Consider the following 16,199-nt stretch of genomic DNA (forward strand, 5'->3'; position numbering starts at 1 on the left):
GCTAGCCGCGCGGGGTGCCGGGTGACTCCCGATCGCCGGGATTGCCAGCATTTCGGACGTCCGAACCCCGCGCGATCTCGGCCAGGAGTCCGCGCTCGCCGCGACGCATCACGATCGCGTGCGCCGCAGCGAACGCGGGACGCAGAACGGGGCTCGCCACCCGCATCCACCGGCGGACGAGGGCCACCTCCCACACCCACGTGAGCCGCGTCCGCGCACCGGCGGCGCCGCCTTCGGGCGTGAGCCGGAGACTCCCCCGACCGGCCAGGTCGCCCGTGCTCGCGGCCGCCAACAGTCGGGGCGGCGTCGCGGCGGTGATCGTGAGCGCGACCCGCAGACGATACCCCCACGGGCTGCGCACCTGCAGCCGCACGACGTCACCGGGCGTGAGCGGGTGGGGCTGGGGCTCGACGCGGACGGCCGGCCACCACGCGACGACGCCCGTCGTCAGGCTCCGCTCGCACAGGCGCCAGCACTCCTCGACGGACACCGGCACGAGCCAGTGCGAAGTGAAGGCGTACTCCCGCGACATGCGCGCGAGTGTACGCGTCGCCGAGGCTCGATCAGGAGCGCACGCGCGAGCGCAACACCTCGATCCGCGCTTGCAGCTGTGCCACCGTCGCTCGCGCGACCTCGGGTCCCCCGCAGATCCGGCGGAGTTCCGCGTGGACGGCTCCGTGCGGCTCTCCGCTCTGGCGCGCGTAGAGACCGACGAGGCTGTTGAGCAGCTGACGCTGTTCGCGCAGCGTGCGGTGCAGCGCCGGCGGCAGTGTCGACTCGGCATCCGGGGCCTCGGTGACCGCCGCGCCCTCCTTCGCCTCGCGGGCGCGGCGGTGCCGGCTCTGGCGGGACTGGCGCTGCATGAGCAGTTCGTGGACGTGCTCGGGCTCGAGCAGTCCCGGAAGGCCCAGGAACTCCTCCTCCTCGGGCGTTCCCGGCACCGCAAGCTGACCGAACTCCTTGCCGTCGTAGAGCACACGGTCGAAGTGGGCGACCGAACCGAGCGCCTGGTAGGAGAACTCCTGCTCGAGTTCGTCGGAGGCCTTGTCCTCGCGTTCCGCCTCGGCGAGCAGGGTGTCTTCGAGCCCGTCGTCGTCGCCGCCCTCGCGGTCGAGGGCGTGGTCGCGCTCACGCTCCATCTCGCCCGCCAGCGTGAGCAGCACCGGCACGTTGGGAAGGAAGACGGATGCCGACTCGCCCCGACGCCGCGCCCGCACGAAGCGGCCGATCGCCTGCGCGAAGAACAGCGGCGTCGACGCGCTCGTGGCATAGACACCGACCGCGAGGCGGGGGACGTCGACGCCTTCGGACACCATGCGCACGGCGACCATCCAACGGGTCGTCGCATTTCCGAACGTCTCGATGCGGCCGGAGGCGGCCTTGTCGTCGGACAGGACGACCGTCGGCGCTTCGCCCGTGATCTCGCGGAGAATCGCCGCGTAGGCGCGTGCCGCCGTCTGATCCGTCGCGATGACCAGGCCCCCGGCATCCGGGACGTCCTGACGCACCTCGGTGAGACGGCGGTCGGCGCTGCGGAGCACGGCGGGGATCCAGTCGCCCTCCGGATCGAGCGCCGTGCGCCAGGCTTGGGCGGTGACGTCCTTCGTGTTGTCCTGCCCGAGATGCGCTTCGAGTTCGTCGCCGGCTTTCGTGCGCCAGCGCATCTTGCCGGCGTAGACGAGGAAGAGCACCGGGCGCACGACCCCGTCGGCGAGCGCGCGCCCGTAGCCGTAGTTGTAATCGGTGCGCGAAAGGCGGATGCCCTTCTCGTTCGGGTGGTACTCGACGAACGGGATCGGCGCGGTGTCACTGCGAAACGGCGTTCCCGACAGCAGCAGCCGGCGCGCCGCGCGCCCGTACGCCTCGCGGAGCGCATCGCCCCAACTGAGCGCATCGCCACCGTGGTGCACCTCGTCCAGGATCACCAGCGTGCGCGCATCCATCGTCAGCCGCTGATGCACCGAGGCTTTCACCGCGACCTGCGCATAGGTGACGGCTACGCCGTGGAAGTGACGAGCCGGCGCGCTCTGACGGTTGGTGAAGCGCGGGTCGAGGCGGATGCCGACACGTGCCGCCGCGTCGGCCCACTGTGTCTTGAGATGCTCGGTCGGCGCGACGACGACGAGGCGGTCCACGATGCCGCGGCGCAGCAGCTCACTGGCCAGACGCAGCGCGAAGGTCGTCTTGCCGGCGCCAGGGGTCGCCGCGGCGAGGAAGTCGCGCGGACCGGACCCCACACCGTCCGGCCCGTCGGCCGAGAAGTAGGCCTCGAGCGCTTCGGCCTGCCACGCGCGGAGGTTCTGCGCCGTACCCCACGGGGCGCGCTGGGGGAAGGCGGGCGAGAGGTGCTCGGCGGCGAAGTTGCCGAAGTGCTCCTGTCCTCGCTCGTCCGTCCCGTCCACGACTGACCACCCTAAACGACGCCTCCCCCACGGCGGCTCTCGGTGGGAAGGCCGCTCCCCGGTAGCCTCGAAGAAGACCACGAGTCAGGAGAGCCATGCGCAGGAACGAAGCAACCCCCGACGAGCACCGTTCGCCTTACATTCCCAACGAGAGTGCGCACCCCTGGCGTCGCATGGTGTCGATCGGCGACTCCTTCACCGAGGGCATCGGCGATCCCATCCCCGGCACCGCCGACGGTCACCGCGGATGGGCCGACCGCGTCGCCGAGGTGCTCGCCGCCCAGGTCGACGACTTCGCCTACGCCAACCTCGCGGTCCGCGGAAAGCTGATCACGCAGATCATGGCCGACCAGGTGGAGCCCGCCCTCGCCCTGAACCCCGACCTCATCACGTTCTCCGCCGGCGGGAACGACGTGCTGCGTCCCAACGGCGATCCCGACGCCGTGGCGCAGCAGTTCGAGGACGCCGTCGCGCGCCTGAGCTCCCAGGGGGCGACGCTTCTCGTCTTCACCGGCGTCGACACCGAGTTCACGCCGGTGTTCCGCGGCATCCGCGGGCGCGTCGCCATCTACAACGAGAACATCCGGGCGATCGCCGACCGTTACGACTGCATCGTCGCCGACCAGTGGGCGTTGAAGGAGGTGCAGGACATGCGGTTCTTCGACGACGATCGCCTGCACTACAACGCGCTCGGCCATCACGAGATCGCCCGCATGGTGCTGCGCGCGCTCAACGTGCCGAACGAGCTGCAGCCCATGCAGCCCGATCCGCTGCCGCGGCTGACGTGGCGCGAGGCCCGCACCAATGACCTCGTCTGGGCGCGCACGCACTTCGTTCCCTGGGTGCTGCGACGCCTTCGTCACCAGTCCTCCGGCGACAACATCACCGCAAAGCGCCCCGAGCCGCTGCCGGTCACCGTGGAGGCTCCGGCCCGCGACCGCACCGCGGCCCCGGGTCGGCAGGCTTAGCGCAGGGCCCAGAGCGCCACGGCCGCGGCCGCCGCGACGTTGAGGGAGTCGACGCCGCCCGTCATCGGGATCGTGACGACCGTGTCGGCCGCGGCCAGCGCGCGCCGCGAGAGCCCGTCGCCTTCGGCGCCCATGAGCAGCGCGACCTGCGGCGGACGAGCGGCGGCAAACGCGTCGAGGGCGACCGCATCGTCGGCGAGCGCCAGGGCGGCCAGGTGCAGCCCGGCATCGTGCAGCAGGTCGCGGCCCGCGCTCCAGCCGCCGTCCGCCTCGTCGGGCAGACGTGTCCACGGCACCTGGAACACCGTCCCCATGCTGACGCGGACGCTCCGACGGTAGAGGGGGTCGGCGCAGCGCTGCGTGACCAGCACGGCGTCGGCGCCGAGCCCGGCGGCCGCGCGGAACGCCGCCCCGACGTTGGTGTGGTCGACGATGTCCTCCAGGACGAGAACCAGGCGCGCACCGGCGACGACCTCCTCGACGGGCGGCAGCGCCGGCCGATGCATCGCCGCGAGTGCTCCGCGGTGCACGGCGTAGCCGGTGAGCCGCTCGGCCACGTCGTCGTCGACCAGGTAGACGGGGGCGTCACCGGCGAGGTGCGCCGTATCGTCGAGCCACTTCTGCTGCACCAGCAGGGATCGTGGCCGGTGGCCCGCGGCGACGGCTCGGGCGATCACCTTCGACGACTCGGCGATGTACAGACCGCCCGCCGGCTCCAGCACACGCCGCAGGGCGACGTCGGTCAGGTCGCGGTAGTCCGCGAGACGGTCATCGGTCGGATCGTCGATGCGCACGACAGGCATCCGTCCATGCTGTCACGCCGCGCGCGGGTGCGGCGGGCCACCGCGTAACCTCCGCGAAAAGCGGGGCGCGTAGTCTCGAGGTGGGATCGATGGAGGGAGGACGCCATGTCGACGCTGCTGGATCACTCGCACGAGGCCGTACCGCACCTCGATCCGGAGATCGCGGATGCCGTCGAGCGCGCCGTGGATGCCCTCTCGGGTCGGCGCATCGCGGTGCTCACCGGCGCGGGTGTGTCGACGGACTCCGGCATTCCCGACTACCGCGGCAAGGGCGCTCCCACACGCACCCCGATGACGGCGCAGCAGTTCCTCTCCAGTGCGTCCTCTCGCCGACGGTACTGGGTCGGGAGCCACCTGGGATGGCGCGCTTTCGCCGCCGCTCAGCCCAACGGCGGCCATCTCGCCCTCACCGAGCTGGAGAGCCGCGGGATCGCGAGCGGTGTCATCACCCAGAACGTCGACGGTCTGCACGTGCGCGCCGGAAGCCGCCGCGTCGTCGAGCTGCACGGCACGATGCGCCGGGTACTGTGCACCCACTGCGGGCAGGTGTTCGATCGCCGCGACCTGGCGGCGCGCGTGGAGGCGGACAATCCGTGGATCACGGTGCCGGATGCCGTCGAGCTCGGCCCCGACGGCGATGTCCTCCCCTCCTCGAGCGACGGCTTCGTCGTGCCGGAGTGCAGCGTGTGCCGCGGGATGCTCAAGCCCGACGTCGTCTTCTTCGGCGAGTACATCCCCGTCGCCAAGTTCACCGAGGCGGAGCAATTGGTGCAGACCAGTGAGGCACTCGTCATCGCCGGATCCTCTCTGGTCGTCAACTCGGGCATCCGGCTGCTCGAACGCGCACGACGCCGGAAGCTCCCGGTCGTGATCGTCAACCGCGGGCAGACTCGCGGCGATGCGCGCGCGACCGTGAAGATCGACGCGGGCACGACGGAGGTGCTGCGGGCCCTCGCCCGCGCGCTGCCCGCGAAGCGCTGAGCGGACGCCGAACTCGCCTAGGCTCGAAGCGTGACGACCCTCATCCTCGTGCGCCACGGCGAGACCGACTGGAACGCGACGAGACGCATCCAGGGCTCCACCGACATCCCGCTCAACGACACCGGCCGCGCCCAGGCGCAGGAGGTCGCCGAGCGACTGCACCAAGAACTGGCGGACGCCGGCCCCGTGGTCGTCTCGTCGAGTGATCTGTCCCGTGCCGCCGAGACCGCGAAGATCATCGCCGCCACTCTCGCAGCGACGCCGCCGCGCACCTACCGGCAGCTGCGCGAGCGCTCGTACGGCATCGCCGAAGGCGCCAGCGTCGAGGAGTTCCGCGACCGTTGGGGGTCGTGGGCCGAGGCGGAGGTCCCGGAGGCGGAGACCTGGCCGCAGGTGCGCCGCCGCGCGCTGGCGGGGCTCCAACGCGCCGTCCGCGACGCGCGGCGCGATACCGCGCCGCACGCGCCCACGGTGATCGTCGTCTCGCACGGCGCCCTCATCCGCGAAGTCATCCGGCATGCGTCCTCCGGCGCGTTCCCGCTCGAAGGTGAGCGTCTGGCCAACGCGTCCACGCATCGCTTCCTCCTGGAGCGCGACCGCCTCAGCGTGCAGTCGTACGCCGCGATCCCGATGACCTGACCCGCGCGCGATCCTTCGGCGGATGCCGCGGCGTCACACGTCGCGGGCGAGGAGGGTGCGGGCGTGACGCAGCACCGGTTCGTCGATCATCCGGCCGCGGAAGGCGAAGACGCCTCGCTCGCCGACGGCGGCGTCCAGCACGGCGCGGGCCCACGCGAGGGTGTCGGGGTCGGGCCGGTAGGCGGCGCGGATCGTCGCGACCTGCGCCGGATGAATGCAGGCGGTGGCCTGGAAGCCGCTCGCGGCGGCATCCCGCGCCTCCTTCGCGAGCCCCTTCTCGTCGCCGATGTCGAGGTGAACCGCATCGATCGCCGCGATACCCGCCGCCCCCGCCGCCAGCAGAAGACGCGAGCGGGCGGCACGGGCGACATCGCGGTACCGCCCCTTGGGCGTGCGACTCGACGTTCCTCCCAGGGAGGCGACGAGATCCTCCGCACCCCACATGAGCGCCACGACATTGTCCTGAGCGGCGATCTCCTCGGCCGCGACGATGCCGCGTGCGGTCTCGCAGAGCGCGACGACGTCGAACCGCGGGTCGATGCGGGAGATCGCTTTCGCCGATTCCGCCTTGGCGACCATGACGCGCCGATAGTCGGTCTGGGAGAGCGAGGCGAGATCGGAGTCGATCTCTGCGGAGTCGAGCGCATTCACGCGCACGATGACCCGGTCGGGGTCCAGCTGCGAGTCGATGAGCGCGACCCGCGCCGCCACCTTGTCGGCGGGTGCGACCGCGTCCTCGAGGTCGAGGATCACCCCGTCGGCTCGCTCGAGGGCCTTCTCGTAGCGCTCGGGACGGTCGGCCGGGCAGAACAACAGGGCGGGCCCGAGCGTGAAATCGGCGGTCATGCGTTCACGCTACCGGGCCGGTCGCGCGCCCGATCCGAGGCTGGTCAGTCCGAGGGCACGAGCGATCAGGAGGAGCTGCACCTCGGTGGTCCCCTCGCCGATCTCGAGGATCTTCGCATCGCGGTAGTGGCGCGCGACGGGGTACTCGTTCATGAAGCCGTTGCCGCCGAAGATCTGCGTCGCATCCCTCGCATTGTCCATCGCCGCCTCCCCCGCCGTGAGCTTGGCCAGCGCGGCAGCGGTCGCGAAGGGCCGTCCGGCATCACGCAGGCGCGCGGCGTGCAGCCACGCCAGGCGCGACAGATGCACGCGCTGCTGCATCCGTGCCAGCAGGAACTGGATCGACTGGCGCGAACCCAGCGGTTCGGCGAACACGATGCGACTGCCGGCGTAGTCCAGCGCCGCCTCCAGACAGCCCTCCGCCGCACCGGTGGCGAGGGCCGCGATGGCGATGCGGCCCTCGTCGAGGATGCTGAGGAAGTTGGCGAAGCCGCGGCCGCGCTCGCCGAGCAGGTTCTCGGCCGGGACGCGGGCGCCCGAGAAGCTCAGCGGATGGGTGTCGGACGCGTGCCACCCCACTTTGTCGTACGCCGGGCCCACCGTGAAACCGGGGGTTCCGGAGGGCACGATGATCGTGGAGATCTCTTTGCGCGCGCCGCTGTGGCCGGTCACCGCCGTGACGGTGACGAAGCGCGTGATGGCCGTGCCGGAGTTCGTGATGAACTGCTTGGCTCCATCGATGACCCACTCGCCGCCTTCGAGACGAGCGGTGGTGCGGGTCGCGCCGGCATCCGATCCCGCTTCGGGTTCGGTGAGACCGAAGCCGGCGAGCGCGCGCCCCGCGAGCAGGTCGGGAAGAAGTGCCTCCCGCTGCGCGTCGCTGCCGAAACGGTACACGGGCATGGCGCCGAGGCTGACGCCGGCCTCGAGCGTGATCGCGATCGACTGGTCGACGCGGGCCAGGGCCTCGATCGCGAGCCCGAGCGCGGTGTAGTCGCCGCCCTGCCCGCCGACGTCTTCGGGGAAAGGGAGTCCGAACAGCCCCATCTCCCCCATCTCGGCGACGATGTCCAGCGGCAGGGTCTTGGTGCGGTCGGCTTCATAGGCCTGCGGTGCGACTCGCTCGTCGGCGAAGGCACCGACCATCCCCGCCAACTCCCGCTCTTCGTCGCTCAATCCGTAGTCGTGGGGGTCGAGGATCGCCATGCCATCTCCTTCGATGTCGCGGTCGCGTAACGGCTCACGCGCGCGCGTGGCGCACGGGCGAGCGTGTGGGTTAGTGTTCATTAACCCACCGGTTCAGGTTATCGAGGATTAACTGGAATGACAACGCACTCCCGGGCATCGCGCACCACTCGCGAGCGCGCCAAGGCGGAGCGTGCGGACGCACTCGTCGAGGCGGCAGCACGCCTGTTCGCCCAGCACGGGTTCGACGGCGTGAGCCTCGAAGAGCTCGGCTCGGCCGTCGGCGTCAGCGGGCCCGCCGTCTACCGACACTTCGACAGCAAGCGCGCACTCCTCGGCGCCATCCTCCTGCGAGCCAGCGCCGATCTGCTCACCGGCGGTCGCCGCGTGACGGCGGCAGGGTACGACGCCCAGCGCTGCCTCCGTGAGCTCGTCGATTTCCACGTCGACTTCGCAGTGCGAGGCGCCGATGTCATCCGCGTGCAGGACCGTGACCTCACCCGATTGAGCGATGAGGATCGCGGCACCGTCCGCCGCCTGCAGCGCGAGTACATGGAGTTGTGGGTCGACGCGCTCCGCGCCGTGCACCCGGACCGCGGCGACACCGACCTGCGCGTGCGGGCCCACGCGGGGTTCGGGCTGATCAACTCCACGCCCTACGTCGTGCGCACACGTCGGGAGGTGGCGGTGGATGCCGAGACGGACGCACTCCTGCGTCAGATCCTCTCCGAGATGGCTTACGCAGCACTCGCCAGCCCCTGAACCGCGCGACACCGCTCACCCGAACAGCAGCGCACGCCCAGGCTCGCGCAGGATGTCACCGACCGCCGTCAGGAAACGCGACGCCTGCTGACCGTCCACCAGCCGGTGGTCGAATGACAGGCTCAGCGTCATCACGTCACGCAGCACGATGTCGCCCTCGTGCTCCCAGGGCCGACGGCGCACTGACCCCAGACCGAGAATGCCGGCCTCGCCGGGGTTGAGGATGGGCGTGCCTGCGTCGATCCCGAAGACGCCGAAGTTGGTGATGGAGAACGTCCCGCCGCTGAGGGCGGACGGGCTCGTGCGTCCCGAACGCGCGGTCTCCGCCAGACGACCGATCTCGTCGGCGAGCTCGATCAGACTGAGGCTGTCGGCGTCGGCGACGTGCGGGACGACGAGGCCACGCTCCGTCGCGGCGGCGATGCCGAGGTTGACGTAGTGGTACTGGACGATCTCCGCGGCATCCTCGTCCCATGCCGCGTTCAGAGTCGGCTCGGCGCGCAGCGCGAGACACACGGCCTTCGCCACCACCGCCATGATGCCGACGCGGTGACCGTCCAGTCGCCGGTCGGTGCGCAGGCTCGCGACGAACCGCGTCGCCTCCGTGACATCGACCTCCAGGAACGTCGTGACATGCGGGGCGGTGAAGGCGCTGCGCACCATCGCCGCGGCCGTGTGCTTGCGGACGCCGCGGATCGGCAGGCGCGTCTCCCGGTCTCCGGCCGCCCGTCCGGCCCCCGCGGGCGGCACCCGCTGCGCATCAGCCGGCGACGCGCCCGGTGCGCTCAGGGTGCGACCGGCGAGGAACTGGTCGATGTCGTCGCGTCGGATGATCCCGGTGACCCCGGATGCCTCGATGAGCGCCAGGTCGACGCCGCGCTCACGTGCATAGGCGCGCACCGGCGGAGTCGAGCGCGGACGCTCATCACGCACGTCGTCCCTCAGCGGCGTCACCACGTCATGCGGGGCGTCGTGCATGACCTGTGCGGCGGCCGTCTGGGTGACCTGGAGCTCGTCGGGGCGCGCGCCCGCGCGGGCGCGGCGCTGCGGGCGTCCCGTGCCGCGTGGCGCAGCGCCGTATCCGACGAGGTTCGGCAGCGGGGGCTCGGGCTCCGCTCGCCCGGCGCCCGCGGGCCCCGGCTCGGGCGCGGCACCGGGTGTCGACGCGGGAGCCTCGACCTCGAACGCGATCAGAGGAGAGCCCACCTCCACGACGTCGCCGGCGGCGGCGTGGAGCGCGCTCACGGTGCCGGCGAAGGGCGAGGGCAGCTCGACGATCGCCTTGGCGGTCTCGACTTCGGCGATGGGCTGATTCAGACGCACGTCATCGCCCTGGGCGACGAGCCACTGCACGATCTCCGCTTCGGGCAGCCCCTCGCCGAGGTCGGGAAGGAGGAACTCCGCGATCATCGCTCCGCCCCTGCCGTCGGCGTGAGGCTGTTCGGCCGGTCGAGAACGCGATCGACGGCGTCGAGGATCCGGTCGAGATCGGGCAGGTGGTGCTTCTCGAGCTTGGCCGGCGGATACGGGATGTCGTGTCCCGTGACGCGCAGCGGAGGCGCTTCGAGATAGTGGAAGCACTGCTCGGTGATACTGGCGATGACCTCGGCGCCCACGCCGGCCTCGCCACCGGCCTCATGTGTGACCACCACGCGACCCGTCTTGCGGACGGATGCCGCGATGGTGCGGTAGTCGACGGGTGAGAGCGAGCGCAGGTCGATGACCTCGATGGAGATGCCGTCGTCTTCGGCGGCGATCGCGGCATCCAGCGCCGTCGCCACCTGCGCGCCGTAGGCGAGCAGTGTGACGTGGGAACCTTCTCGCTCGACGCGCGCGAGACCCATCGGAGCCGCATCGGCCACGTTGCCGTCGAGATCGACCTCGCCCTTGGTGTGGTAAAGCCGTTTGGGCTCGAAGAAGACCACGGGGTCATCGCTGGCGATCGCCTGCTGCAGCATGGTGTAGGCATCCTGCGGGTTCGACACGGCCGCCACGCGCAGCCCCGCCGTGTGCACGAAGTACGCCTCGGGCGACTCCGAGTGGTGCTCGACGGCGCCGACGCCTCCCGCCCAGGGGATGCGGATGGTCAGCGGCATGCGAACGCGCCCGCGCGTGCGGTAGTGCAGCTTGGCCACCTGACAGACGATCTGGTCGAAGGCCGGGTACACGAACCCGTCGAACTGGATCTCCACGACGGGGCGGAACCCGCGCATCGCGAGTCCGACCGCCGTGCCGACGATGCCGGACTCTGCGAGCGGGGTGTCGATGACGCGCGTGGGGCCGAACTCATCGAGGAGGCCGTCGGTGATGCGGAACACGCCGCCGAGGCGGCCGATGTCCTCGCCCATGACGATCACGCGCTCATCGGCCGCCATGGCCCGGTGCAGGCCCACCGTCAGCGCCGCGCCCATCGTCAGCGACGTCATCGCGCACTCCCCGCGTCGGCGGCGAACGAGTCCAGATACGCCGCAAAACGCGCGCGCTGATGCTCGACGCCGGTGTGCGGTTCGCAGTACACGTCATCGAACACCTCGATCGCTGGGCGCGTGCGCGCCGCGAGCACCGCCTCACGCATCTGGGCGGCGAGCCCGTCGGCCTCCCGACCGATCACGGCGATCGTGTCGTCGTCGAGGTCGCCGCCGGCGCGCAGGAACGCCTCCAGGCGCGTCAGCGGGTCACGCGCCCGCCACGCCTCGAGTTCGTCGCGGTCCCGGTAGCGTGTCGGGTCGTCCGAGGTGGTGTGGGGGCCCATGCGATACGTCACCGCTTCGAGGAACACGGGCCCCTCCCCGCGACGCGCGTGGTCCAGCGCCCACCGCATCGCCGCTGTGCACGCCAGCACGTCGTTGCCGTCCACCCGCATGCTGGGGATGCCGAACCCGGGGGCGCGACCGGCGATCGGGAAGCGCGACTGGACCGTGACCGGTTCGGAGATCGCCCACTGGTTGTTGGAGCAGACGAAGACGACAGGGGCGGTGAACGACGAGGCGAACACCATCGCCTCGTTGACATCGCCCTGGCTGGACGCCCCGTCGCCGAAGTAGGCCACCGCCACCTGATCCCCGCCGCCGCGCTGGATGCCCATCGCATATCCGACGGCATGGAGCGTCTGGGCACCGATGATGATCTGGGGAGGTGCGAGGCGGAGCTCGAAGGGGTCGTACGTGGAGTGCACCTCGCCGCGCCAGGCGAGAACGAGGTCGGCGGGCACTCCGCCGCGAAGGATCGCGATGCTCAGCTCGCGGTAGCTCGGAAAGAGGAAGTCGTCGGCGCGGCAGGCGCGCGCCGTCCCGACGGCGATCGCCTCCTGCCCCTGAGCAGGCGCCCACAGTCCGAGGTGACCCTGGCGCTGGAGCGCCACACCCTCGGCATCCATCCGGCGCGCGATCGCCATGTCGCGGTACAGACCGCGCACCGCGGCGCCGTCCAGGTCCTCGACCCAGGGGTCCAGCCGCGCGTCCGCGATGCGGCACCCGTCGGGGGTCAGCAGTCGCGCCGTGTCGTCGAGCGCGGTCATCGCTTCGTCTGTCGTCAGGGTGTACATCGTCGTCATCCCTCTCTGGCTCAGCCGCTGTCTTGTGGACCGCGGCGGCCGCCCGGGCCGGCCTCGTCGCCGGTTGCGTGGAAGATTACGTCGAACTGGCACCTAGCTCAAGCATCTTTGCTCGCGCTGATCATGTTGCCCATGCGGCACCGGCTGCTGCTGGTACAGTTGGGCAGTATGGGATCTCTTGACCGCGTCGACCTCGACTTGTTGAACGCGCTCGCCGACGATCACCGCGCCACGGTCGTGGCGCTCGCCGAACGGCTCGGGCTGTCCCGCAACACCGTCCAGGCGCGGCTGGCGCGCCTGGAGCGCGGCGGCGTCTTCCAGTCGTTCGAACGGGCCATCCCCCCGCTCGCACTGGGCCTGCCGATCGAAGCGATGGTGAGCGTCACCGTGCGCCAGGCGGAGTTGCCCCGCATCACGCAGGCGATCGCGACGCTCCCCGAGGTGGTGCAGGCCTACGGCATGAGCGGGCAGGTCGACCTGCTGGTGCGCGTCGCTGCGCGCGACACCCAGCACCTGTTCGACGTCGACGCGCGGATCCTCGCGATCGACGGGGTCGAACGCACCGAAACGTCGTTGGTCATGGGCGAAGTGATCGGATATCGGATCCGCCCACTCCTGGAGTCGGCACGGGAGGACGCGATCCGCTGACCTCGCCGGGCGAGAACTCGGGCGTCGGCGGCAGCACGGCATCCGCCGCAAGCGGGGCGAGAGGTGCGGCGCCGGCATCCATTCGCACGAGCACGACCCCCGCCAACAGCACCGCACCGCCGATGATCTGGACCGGCGATGGGGCCTCGCCGAGGAGGAGCCAGGCGAAGCCGAGCGCGAAGAGCACTTCGCTGAGGCCGATGAACGACGCCAATCGAGCGCCTACGCGAGGCACGGCCATGACCCCGAAGGCATAGCCGAGGGTCGTTCCGACGGCTCCGACCCACCCGAGGGCGAGGATGCCGGGAACATCGATCCCTCGGAACGTGAGCGTGACGGCCGGCGCGGACAGGGGCATCGCACCGACGACCGCCAGCAGGAGCATGAGACCGGCCCCGACCATCAGCCCGCCGGCGGCCAGCGCGAGCGGAGGCAGGTCGTCGCCGGTGCGCTCGCTCATCACGAAATAGACACAGACGCAGAGTGCCGCGCCCAGGGCCAGCAGCGTGCCCAGCAGGTCGAATCGGGCGCCGGTGACGTCGACGACGAGCACGAGTCCCACGATCGCGACGACAGATCCGATGATCACGAGTCGCGACGGGGCGCGTCGCGTACGGATCCAGACGAATCCGACGAGCATCACCGGCGCGAGGTACTGGATGAGAAGCGCGACGGCGACGGGCATGCGCTGCATCGCGGAGAAGAACAGCAGCTGACACCCCAGCACCGGGATGAGCCCGAACGCGACGAGCGAGAGGGCGTGCCGGCGGAGGAATCCGCGCTCACGCCGCGCCGCACGCACGAGAGCGGGCGACAGGATCAGCGCGGCGAGTCCCATGCGCACGACCAGCGCCGCCGAGAGCGACCACCCGGCCTCGAGCAGCGGCTTGACCAGCGGTCCGCTCGAAGAGAAGGCGAGGGCCGAGACGACGGCCATGACGATCCCCGTCGTGCGGGCGGATGAAGCGGTGCGAGACACCGGCGGTCCTCGGGTTCGAGTGCGGGCTGTCATGACTGAACAGCGAATACACTGGTGACACTATCGCCCGGCGAGGTCAGGATTCAACGTGGTCTTCATCCATGACACCGAAGTGTCTCTGCGTGCCGCCGCAGCCCTGGTCAACACCCTGCCGGACACCGACACATCCGGCGTCGACCGCCTCCAGACGCAGGCGGATCTGGCAGCCTACCTCGCCGAGTTCTCCTACACCGGAGCCTTCCGCCGAGATGCCGCCGAGCTCACCGCCGTCCGCGCGAACCGCTCGCGCCTTCGGGCGCTGTGGGACGTCGATCGCGACCGCGCCGTGCCGCTCGTCAACGCGATGCTGCGCGATGGTCGGGCACTGCCCCAACTCGTCATCCACGATCAGTTCGATTGGCACATCCATGCCACGGCGCCCGACGCCCCCCTGGCGATGCGGATGCTCGTGGAATCGGCGATGGCGTTCGTCGACGTCATCCGCTCCGATGCGTGGGATCGCGTCCGCGTCTGCGCGGCGGACGACTGCGAGTCGGTCTATGTCGACTTCTCGAAGAACGGTTCGAAGCGCTACTGCGACACCGGAAACTGCGGCAACCGCATGAACGTCAACGCGTACCGTCGCCGGAAGGCGCGAGAAAGCGCCTGATGGCATCCGCGGCCACCTGCGGGGTCTCGTAGTGGATGAGGTGACCGACGGAGGGGATCTCGACCAGCTCGGCGTCGGGGAACATCCCGCGCAGCCGCCGCTCGGCCTCGATCGGCGTGATGTCGTCCTTCTCCGCGGCGATCAGCAGCGTGGGCTGCGCGATCGCGGGTGCGAAGCGGCGGATGTCGTTCGAGACGGAGGTGACGAATCCTTCGTACAGCACGTCGCGATCGTGGAAGAGGGAGAAGTAGGTGTCGTGCTGGTCGTGGATGAAGCGGCGCAGTAGCGGGTCACGGGTCTTGGCCATCGACACGCTCATGACGCGGACGATCATGCGGTTTCGCAGCAGCGCGTCGCCGAGACGCTGCGGCAGCCTCGCGCCGAGGCGGTAGTAGAGCACCGCGAGTCGCGCGAGGACGCCGCGCGGGCCCTCCAGCGCCGGCGCGCCGATCGGGTTGACGAGGATCACGCGCGGCGTGTGCAGTCCGGCGGCCGTAGCCGCGGCGACGACGATCGACCCGAAGGAGTGCCCCAGCACGACGGCTCCCGGCGCCACGGCATCCACGAAGGAGCGCAGCCACTGAGCGTACGCCTCGAGCGTGTGCTCGACCCCCGGAAGGGGCGGTGTCTGACCGAAGCCCGGCAGATCGGGAGAGATGACCCGGATGCCGTCGAGGAAAGCGACGACCGGTTCCAGTCCGTGATGGTCGCCGCGATACCCGTGCACCGCGATCAGCGTGATCGGCGCACCCGCATCTCCATACACCCAGTAGGCCGTGCGCGTCCCGGAGATCTCGACCTCCTCGCGCCGCACGGCGATGGCGGCCAGGCGGTCGGCGTAGGGAGAGGCGACGGTCACTCCAGAAGTCTAAAAGGCCGCTCCGACCGTCATCGACGCGCGAGCCCGCGCGCCTTCGCGGCGATGTCGGAACCCACGCATAGCGTCGGGGGCATGGATACGTGGCAGACGCTCCCCCTCTGGAAGGAGGAACCGGCTACGACGATGCCCGGCACGCCACCGCCCGCGCACGGGTGGACGGATGCCGTGGGGGTCTTCGACCTGGAGACGACCGGCGTCGACGTCACCTCCGACCGTATCGTCACCGCTCACGTCGGCCTCCTCGATGCGAGCGGAACGGCCGTGCGGGCGCAGTCCTGGCTCGCCGATCCCGGTGTCGCGATCCCGGAGGGGGCCACCGCCGTCCACGGCATCACGACGGCGCACGCCCGCGCGCACGGCTCCCCCGCGTCCGTCGTGATCGCGGCGGTCGTCGCCGCACTGCGCGATCTGCTGGACGCCGGCATCCCGGTCGTGGCGTACAACGCGCCGTTCGACTTCTCACTGCTCAAGTACGAGGCGCTGCGGCACGGCATCCCACCCATCCTGGAGCCGTCGCCGGTGATCGATCCGCTCGTGCTCGACAAAGCGCACGACCGCTTCCGCCGGGGAAAGCGCACCCTCGAGGCCGTCGCGGCGCACTACGCCGTGCCGCTCGTCGACGCCCACGATGCGGCCGCCGACGCCATTGCGGCAGGCCGCGTCGCGCAGGCACTGGCACGACGATTCGACATCGACGCCCCGCTCCACGAGCTGCACACCCGTCAGGTCGGCTGGGCGCGCGCGCAGGCCGACAGCCTCACGGAGTACTTCATCCGCATCGGTCGACTCGACCCGGACGATCGCCTCGACGGCAGCTGGCCCATCCGCTGACACTCGACCGGCGACGCCCGGTGCGTTCGACCGCCCACACGACGAAAGCCCCGCCGAAGCGGGGCTTTCGCGG

The 16,199-nt window shown here is 70.8% G+C and carries 17 protein-coding genes; 7 read left to right on the forward strand and 10 right to left on the reverse strand.

Going from position 1 to position 16,199, the window contains the following annotated elements; translation table 11 throughout:
* Position 1 precedes the first annotated feature (1 nt).
* Together HMPREF1529_RS14100 and HMPREF1529_RS14105 are read right to left on the reverse strand one after the other, a co-directional pair.
* Positions 2 to 532 carry a hypothetical protein gene (locus HMPREF1529_RS14100; RefSeq protein WP_016465295.1) on the reverse strand — a complete coding sequence of 177 codons (531 nt, stop codon included), beginning with the start codon at positions 530 to 532 and terminating at the stop codon, positions 2 to 4.
* 31 nt (positions 533 to 563) lie between these two features.
* Positions 564 to 2,402, reverse strand: coding sequence for a DEAD/DEAH box helicase (locus HMPREF1529_RS14105; protein WP_016465296.1), 1,839 nt, complete (start codon positions 2,400 to 2,402; stop codon positions 564 to 566).
* Between the two features lie 95 nt (positions 2,403 to 2,497).
* Between HMPREF1529_RS14105 and HMPREF1529_RS14110 the strand changes: the two genes are divergently transcribed.
* A complete protein-coding gene (locus tag HMPREF1529_RS14110) occupies positions 2,498 to 3,370 on the forward strand; it encodes an SGNH/GDSL hydrolase family protein (protein WP_005049338.1) in 873 nt (290 codons plus the stop codon).
* On the opposite strand, the gene HMPREF1529_RS14115 is transcribed toward HMPREF1529_RS14110, so the two are convergent.
* Entirely contained in the window at positions 3,367 to 4,173 is an 807-nt protein-coding gene (locus HMPREF1529_RS14115) for a TrmH family RNA methyltransferase (RefSeq protein ID WP_005049337.1), read from the reverse strand. The genes HMPREF1529_RS14110 and HMPREF1529_RS14115 overlap by 4 nt on opposite strands.
* 105 nt (positions 4,174 to 4,278) lie before the next feature.
* Between HMPREF1529_RS14115 and HMPREF1529_RS14120 the strand changes: the two genes are divergently transcribed.
* Complete coding sequence (locus HMPREF1529_RS14120; protein ID WP_016465297.1) at positions 4,279 to 5,154, forward strand: Sir2 family NAD-dependent protein deacetylase; 876 nt, start codon at positions 4,279 to 4,281, stop codon at positions 5,152 to 5,154.
* 30 nt (positions 5,155 to 5,184) lie between these two features.
* On the forward strand, positions 5,185 to 5,793 hold the full coding sequence (locus HMPREF1529_RS14125) for a histidine phosphatase family protein (RefSeq protein WP_016465298.1): 609 nt from the start codon (positions 5,185 to 5,187) through the stop codon (positions 5,791 to 5,793).
* Positions 5,794 to 5,826: 33 nt separating this feature from the next.
* Here the strand turns inward: HMPREF1529_RS14125 and HMPREF1529_RS14130 are convergent, their stop codons facing one another.
* Both HMPREF1529_RS14130 and HMPREF1529_RS14135 read right to left on the reverse strand, forming a co-directional pair.
* The gene (locus tag HMPREF1529_RS14130) at positions 5,827 to 6,639 is read right to left on the reverse strand and encodes an HpcH/HpaI aldolase/citrate lyase family protein (RefSeq protein ID WP_016465299.1); all 813 of its coding nucleotides are present in this window, start codon (positions 6,637 to 6,639) and stop codon (positions 5,827 to 5,829) included.
* 9 nt (positions 6,640 to 6,648) lie between these two features.
* The gene (locus HMPREF1529_RS14135) at positions 6,649 to 7,845 is read right to left on the reverse strand and encodes an acyl-CoA dehydrogenase family protein (RefSeq protein ID WP_016465300.1); all 1,197 of its coding nucleotides are present in this window, start codon (positions 7,843 to 7,845) and stop codon (positions 6,649 to 6,651) included.
* Positions 7,846 to 7,962: 117 nt separating this feature from the next.
* On the opposite strand from HMPREF1529_RS14135, the gene HMPREF1529_RS14140 reads away from it, so the two are divergent.
* Positions 7,963 to 8,586 (forward strand): TetR/AcrR family transcriptional regulator, encoded by a 624-nt coding sequence (locus HMPREF1529_RS14140; RefSeq protein WP_016465301.1) that lies wholly within the window; start codon positions 7,963 to 7,965, stop codon positions 8,584 to 8,586.
* Between the two features lie 15 nt (positions 8,587 to 8,601).
* On the opposite strand, the gene HMPREF1529_RS14145 is transcribed toward HMPREF1529_RS14140, so the two are convergent.
* From HMPREF1529_RS14145 to HMPREF1529_RS14155, 3 genes are read right to left on the reverse strand one after another with little or no spacing between them, the layout of a single operon-like run.
* Positions 8,602 to 9,996 carry a dihydrolipoamide acetyltransferase family protein gene (locus HMPREF1529_RS14145; protein ID WP_016465302.1) on the reverse strand — a complete coding sequence of 465 codons (1,395 nt, stop codon included), beginning with the start codon at positions 9,994 to 9,996 and terminating at the stop codon, positions 8,602 to 8,604.
* Positions 9,993 to 11,012 (reverse strand): alpha-ketoacid dehydrogenase subunit beta, encoded by a 1,020-nt coding sequence (locus HMPREF1529_RS14150; RefSeq protein ID WP_016465303.1) that lies wholly within the window; start codon positions 11,010 to 11,012, stop codon positions 9,993 to 9,995. The genes HMPREF1529_RS14145 and HMPREF1529_RS14150 overlap by 4 nt, the downstream gene beginning before the upstream one ends.
* Entirely contained in the window at positions 11,009 to 12,130 is a 1,122-nt protein-coding gene (locus HMPREF1529_RS14155) for a thiamine pyrophosphate-dependent dehydrogenase E1 component subunit alpha (RefSeq protein ID WP_016465304.1), read from the reverse strand. The genes HMPREF1529_RS14150 and HMPREF1529_RS14155 overlap by 4 nt, the downstream gene beginning before the upstream one ends.
* A 177-nt stretch (positions 12,131 to 12,307) precedes the next feature.
* Here HMPREF1529_RS14155 and HMPREF1529_RS14160 point away from each other — a divergent pair, with 177 nt between their 5' ends.
* Positions 12,308 to 12,787, forward strand: coding sequence for an Lrp/AsnC family transcriptional regulator (locus HMPREF1529_RS14160; protein ID WP_036283806.1), 480 nt, complete (start codon positions 12,308 to 12,310; stop codon positions 12,785 to 12,787).
* On the opposite strand, the gene HMPREF1529_RS14165 is transcribed toward HMPREF1529_RS14160, so the two are convergent.
* Entirely contained in the window at positions 12,717 to 13,724 is a 1,008-nt protein-coding gene (locus tag HMPREF1529_RS14165; RefSeq protein WP_016465306.1) for a DMT family transporter, read from the reverse strand. The two genes, HMPREF1529_RS14160 and HMPREF1529_RS14165, sit on opposite strands and share 71 nt — an antisense overlap.
* A 130-nt stretch (positions 13,725 to 13,854) precedes the next feature.
* On the opposite strand from HMPREF1529_RS14165, the gene HMPREF1529_RS14170 reads away from it, so the two are divergent.
* The gene (locus HMPREF1529_RS14170) at positions 13,855 to 14,415 is read left to right on the forward strand and encodes a CGNR zinc finger domain-containing protein (protein WP_016465307.1); all 561 of its coding nucleotides are present in this window, start codon (positions 13,855 to 13,857) and stop codon (positions 14,413 to 14,415) included.
* Here the strand turns inward: HMPREF1529_RS14170 and HMPREF1529_RS14175 are convergent.
* The gene (locus tag HMPREF1529_RS14175; RefSeq protein ID WP_016465308.1) at positions 14,375 to 15,274 is read right to left on the reverse strand and encodes an alpha/beta fold hydrolase; all 900 of its coding nucleotides are present in this window, start codon (positions 15,272 to 15,274) and stop codon (positions 14,375 to 14,377) included. The genes HMPREF1529_RS14170 and HMPREF1529_RS14175 overlap by 41 nt on opposite strands.
* Positions 15,275 to 15,337: 63 nt before the next feature.
* On the opposite strand from HMPREF1529_RS14175, the gene HMPREF1529_RS14180 reads away from it, so the two are divergent.
* The gene (locus HMPREF1529_RS14180; RefSeq protein WP_016465309.1) at positions 15,338 to 16,126 is read left to right on the forward strand and encodes an exonuclease domain-containing protein; all 789 of its coding nucleotides are present in this window, start codon (positions 15,338 to 15,340) and stop codon (positions 16,124 to 16,126) included.
* Positions 16,127 to 16,199: the final 73 nt, after the last annotated feature.

Origin of the sequence: Microbacterium sp. oral taxon 186 str. F0373 (assembly GCF_000411455.1) — a bacterium.
In the GTDB taxonomy this organism is placed as follows: Bacteria; Actinomycetota; Actinomycetes; order Actinomycetales; family Microbacteriaceae; genus Microbacterium.

Bases quoted from the DNA above. Each gene is read 5' to 3' on its own strand.
- HMPREF1529_RS14100 (WP_016465295.1), bottom strand. From the start codon at position 532: ATGTCGCGGGAGTACGCCTTCACTTCGCACTGGCTCGTGCCGGTGTCC.
- HMPREF1529_RS14110 (WP_005049338.1), top strand. From the start codon at position 2,498: ATGCGCAGGAACGAAGCAACCCCCGACGAGCACCGTTCGCCTTACATT.
- HMPREF1529_RS14115 (WP_005049337.1), bottom strand. From the start codon at position 4,173: ATGCCTGTCGTGCGCATCGACGATCCGACCGATGACCGTCTCGCGGAC.
- HMPREF1529_RS14120 (WP_016465297.1), top strand. From the start codon at position 4,279: ATGTCGACGCTGCTGGATCACTCGCACGAGGCCGTACCGCACCTCGAT.
- HMPREF1529_RS14130 (WP_016465299.1), bottom strand. From the start codon at position 6,639: ATGACCGCCGATTTCACGCTCGGGCCCGCCCTGTTGTTCTGCCCGGCC.
- HMPREF1529_RS14135 (WP_016465300.1), bottom strand. From the start codon at position 7,845: ATGGCGATCCTCGACCCCCACGACTACGGATTGAGCGACGAAGAGCGG.
- HMPREF1529_RS14140 (WP_016465301.1), top strand. From the start codon at position 7,963: ATGACAACGCACTCCCGGGCATCGCGCACCACTCGCGAGCGCGCCAAG.
- HMPREF1529_RS14145 (WP_016465302.1), bottom strand. From the start codon at position 9,996: ATGATCGCGGAGTTCCTCCTTCCCGACCTCGGCGAGGGGCTGCCCGAA.
- HMPREF1529_RS14150 (WP_016465303.1), bottom strand. From the start codon at position 11,012: ATGACGTCGCTGACGATGGGCGCGGCGCTGACGGTGGGCCTGCACCGG.
- HMPREF1529_RS14155 (WP_016465304.1), bottom strand. From the start codon at position 12,130: ATGTACACCCTGACGACAGACGAAGCGATGACCGCGCTCGACGACACG.
- HMPREF1529_RS14160 (WP_036283806.1), top strand. From the start codon at position 12,308: ATGGGATCTCTTGACCGCGTCGACCTCGACTTGTTGAACGCGCTCGCC.
- HMPREF1529_RS14165 (WP_016465306.1), bottom strand. From the start codon at position 13,724: ATGGCCGTCGTCTCGGCCCTCGCCTTCTCTTCGAGCGGACCGCTGGTC.
- HMPREF1529_RS14180 (WP_016465309.1), top strand. From the start codon at position 15,338: ATGTCGGAACCCACGCATAGCGTCGGGGGCATGGATACGTGGCAGACG.